Consider the following 3,052-nt stretch of genomic DNA (forward strand, 5'->3'; position numbering starts at 1 on the left):
GCCGGGAATCCCCACCGTCAGCGCCTGGTAGAGACGGCTGCCGGTGCGGGCCACCACCAGATCGGGATCGGTGAAATCGGCCGGCGGCGGCTTCAGCGCCGCCGCGGCGGGACCGTTGCCGCGGCCCGTCGGCCCGTGGCAGGGCCAGCATTTCTCGTTGTACAGGCCGCGTCCCGCCTCGCGATTGCCGTGCGCCAGGGCTTCCAGGAACCCTTTTCCCTGGGCGGGGCTGCGCGCCAGCGTGCGCAGATAGGCCGCCACGTCGACCACGTCCTGCGGCGAGAGACTCTGGGCGTACATGGCGCTTGCCGGCTTGCCCTTCAGGATCGCGTCCCAGATCTCGCCATCCGATTTTTTCTTGAGGGCATCGGGCTTCGAAAAGTCGGTGGGCACGGGCTGCATTCCGGCCGAGGCGGGCCCCCGGCCGTCGCCTCCCAGTCCGTGGCAGGTCCAGCAGGTTGCCAGGTAGATCTTCTCCCCCGCCTGCGCATCCCCCTTCAGGTCGACCGGCTTGACGATCGGGACATCCGGTTTCCCCGGGGCGGCGGCCGCGGTGAGTCCGGCCGCCAGGATGGCTGCCGGAATCAGAAGCGCTGGCACGCGCCGAATGCGTGTCACGGTCTTACTCTCGATGAATCAGCACGACGCTCAGAAGAATGAGGACCCCGCCCCAGAGCCGTCCCGGGGAGATCGCTTCTCCGAGCAGGAGCGCGGCCATTCCCAGCGTGCATACCGGCTCGAGCGTGCTCAGGATCGCGGCGCGGCTGGCGCCGGTGCGCGGCAGGCCCCAGAAAAACGACAGATCCGACATCACCGTGGCGATCACCACGATTCCCAGGATCGATCCCCAGGCGATGGGACTCGGCGGCGGCGCCGCGGCACCGGTGACCAGCGCCGCGATCAGGTATCCCGCCGCGGAGACGCTCAGGATGAGCAGGGTCGCCAGGACCGGCTCGACCCGCCGGATCAGCGGCGTGCCGGCCACCAGGAAGCCGGAGTAGAGCAGGGAGGCGCCCAAGGCCAGCGCGGCGCCGCGCCAGTCGCCGAGCTCCGCCGGGGAAAGCACCACGGCGCAGCCCGCCAGCGCCAGGACCAGGGCAGTCGTCTTGACCCGCGTCAGCGGCTCGCGCAGCAGGACCGCCGAGAGAATCGTGACCACCGCGGGATAGGTATAGAAAAGGAGTGTGAGGGTCGACACCGGCGCCAGACGCAAGGCCTGGAAATAGATGAACGACATGACGAGGTACATCACCCCCATGCCCAGCAGCCCGACGGCGGTGCCGCGCGGCGGCCGGACCATCCTCCCCGAAAGCGCGGCGATCAGCGCCAGCAGCGCCACGGAGAGCACGAACCTCCAGGCCAGAAGCGTCACCACTCCGATCCCCGCCCCATAAGCGTAAGTCCCGAAAACCGGCATGGTGGCAAAGCAAAGGGCCGAGACGAGGACCATCCAGTCGCCGCGCCGCGCGTCGGCGGGGGAGAACTGCGGGCGCGCGGAGGCGGAAGGTACGCTGAGGGAGGAATTCTGCATGCGGGCGGCTTTCCAAGAGCGGGTCCTTCGCTTCGATGACCGCGCTTAGGCTAACATGTCGCGTATGACCATGCTCAAGGTGGGCGACAAGGCACCCGGCTTCACCCTCGAAGGAACCGACGGGAAGCGCTATTCCCTGGGAAAAGGCGCACCCGGAGCGGTCTTCCTTGCCTTCTTCAAGAACAACTGCCCGACCTGCCAGCTGGCTTTTCCTTTCCTGCAGCGGCTTTTCGAGCGGGTGGAGGGGGAGCCTCTCGGGTTCTGGGGAATCTCCCAGGACGACCCCGATGCGACGAAGGCCTTCGCCCGTCAGTGGGGAATCCATTTCCCACTGCTCCCCGACGAGCCCGGCTATCCGGTCTCCAACGCCTTCGGCCTCACGAATGTCCCCACCCTCTACCTGGTCGAGGCGGACGGGCGCATCGCCTGGAGCTCGATGGGATTCGTCAAAGCCGACCTGGAGGCGCTCGCCGCGGAGCTGCGGCGCCGCCTGCGCGTCCCCGGAGTGACTCCACTCTTCGTCGAGGCGGATGGCGTCCCGGAGCTGAAGCCGGGCTGAGGGTCGCGCAACCAGGCCTAGGTTGGGCCTGCGCATTTTTCTCAGGGAAGCCATCGGAAGGAGACTCCTTCCGAGCCTCCCTGCAGCACCAGCCGCAGCCGGCGGGCGGCATCCCCGGCATTCAGACTTTCCCACCCGCCCCCTGACACCCGGAAGCCCTGGGGCACGGCGGCATCCGGATCGATTCCCGAGACCACGACGCCCAGATCGCGCGGGAGCACCATCTCGATATTTCCCGCGCCGCGATCCACCAGCGCCGCGGCCTCCGCGGGGCCGGCACCCGAGAAATCGATCACGCTGTTGCCCGCTCCCCCGTGGAACTCCAGGCTCAAGACGCCTCCCCATCCCAGTCCTTCCAGAAGGCTCTCCCCCGTCCCGGCCACCAGCAGCAGACGCTCCAGGTCGGCCGGATTGCCAGCCTTGAACCGGGCACGCAGCCGTCCCGAGCCGGCGTGCAGCGTGAGGCGGCGCAAGCTCAATCCCGTCAGATCGAGATCGGCGCGGTCGCCGGTGGCCGCCCGGAGATCCAGCAGGTGTCCCACCGGAATCTTCAGCAGCAGGAGGTTCGGCTCCGAAGCCGGGGAAGCTCCCTCGAGACGCCGCGCCGCCGCCTCGAGTCGATCCCCGGAAGCGTCCGATCCCGCGGCGGGCGTGAAGCGACTGTGCGGAGTGAAATGCTGCGTGCAGTAGCTGAGCTGAAGGTCGTAGAGAAGTTCGCCCGAAGAGAGCCGCTCGACCCGAATCTCCCCGGCCGGCAGCTCCAGCGATACGCTCATGGGCGATCGCGGCGTTGCGGACCGCGTCTCATGCAGCATCTTGACCGGATGGCCCAGCGCGCATGCGGCGGCCCCGGCGGCCAGGAGCCCTGTGGCGATCGCGGCCCGCGCCGTCTCCCTCACCGGTCCAGAATCTCCGACAGGCAAATCGAGATTCCCACCAGGCCGATCAGGATGCCGCTGAGC

At 68.4% G+C, this 3,052-nt stretch carries 4 protein-coding genes; 1 reads left to right on the top strand and 3 read right to left on the bottom strand.

What is annotated here, in order from left to right:
- A partial coding sequence (locus VFW45_02695; protein ID HEU5179670.1) for a cytochrome c occupies positions 1–618 on the bottom strand: 618 nt, incomplete at its 3' end.
- Positions 619–622: 4 nt separating this feature from the next.
- Complete coding sequence (locus VFW45_02700; GenBank protein HEU5179671.1) at positions 623–1,531, bottom strand: EamA family transporter; 909 nt, start codon at positions 1,529–1,531, stop codon at positions 623–625.
- A 55-nt stretch (positions 1,532–1,586) separates the two neighbouring features.
- Here VFW45_02700 and VFW45_02705 point away from each other — a divergent pair, with 55 nt between their 5' ends.
- Entirely contained in the window at positions 1,587–2,090 is a 504-nt protein-coding gene (locus VFW45_02705; protein ID HEU5179672.1) for a TlpA disulfide reductase family protein, read from the top strand.
- A 41-nt stretch (positions 2,091–2,131) separates the two neighbouring features.
- Here the strand turns inward: VFW45_02705 and VFW45_02710 are convergent, their stop codons facing one another.
- On the bottom strand, positions 2,132–2,989 hold the full coding sequence (locus VFW45_02710) for a hypothetical protein (GenBank protein HEU5179673.1): 858 nt from the start codon (positions 2,987–2,989) through the stop codon (positions 2,132–2,134).
- Between the last annotated feature and the right edge of the window lie 63 nt (positions 2,990–3,052).

The organism is Candidatus Polarisedimenticolia bacterium, from assembly GCA_035764505.1.
In the GTDB taxonomy this organism is placed as follows: domain Bacteria; phylum Acidobacteriota; class Polarisedimenticolia; order Gp22-AA2; family AA152; genus AA152.

Bases quoted from the DNA above. Each gene is read 5' to 3' on its own strand.
- VFW45_02700 (HEU5179671.1), bottom strand. From the start codon at position 1,531: ATGCAGAATTCCTCCCTCAGCGTACCTTCCGCCTCCGCGCGCCCGCAG.
- VFW45_02705 (HEU5179672.1), top strand. From the start codon at position 1,587: ATGTCGCGTATGACCATGCTCAAGGTGGGCGACAAGGCACCCGGCTTC.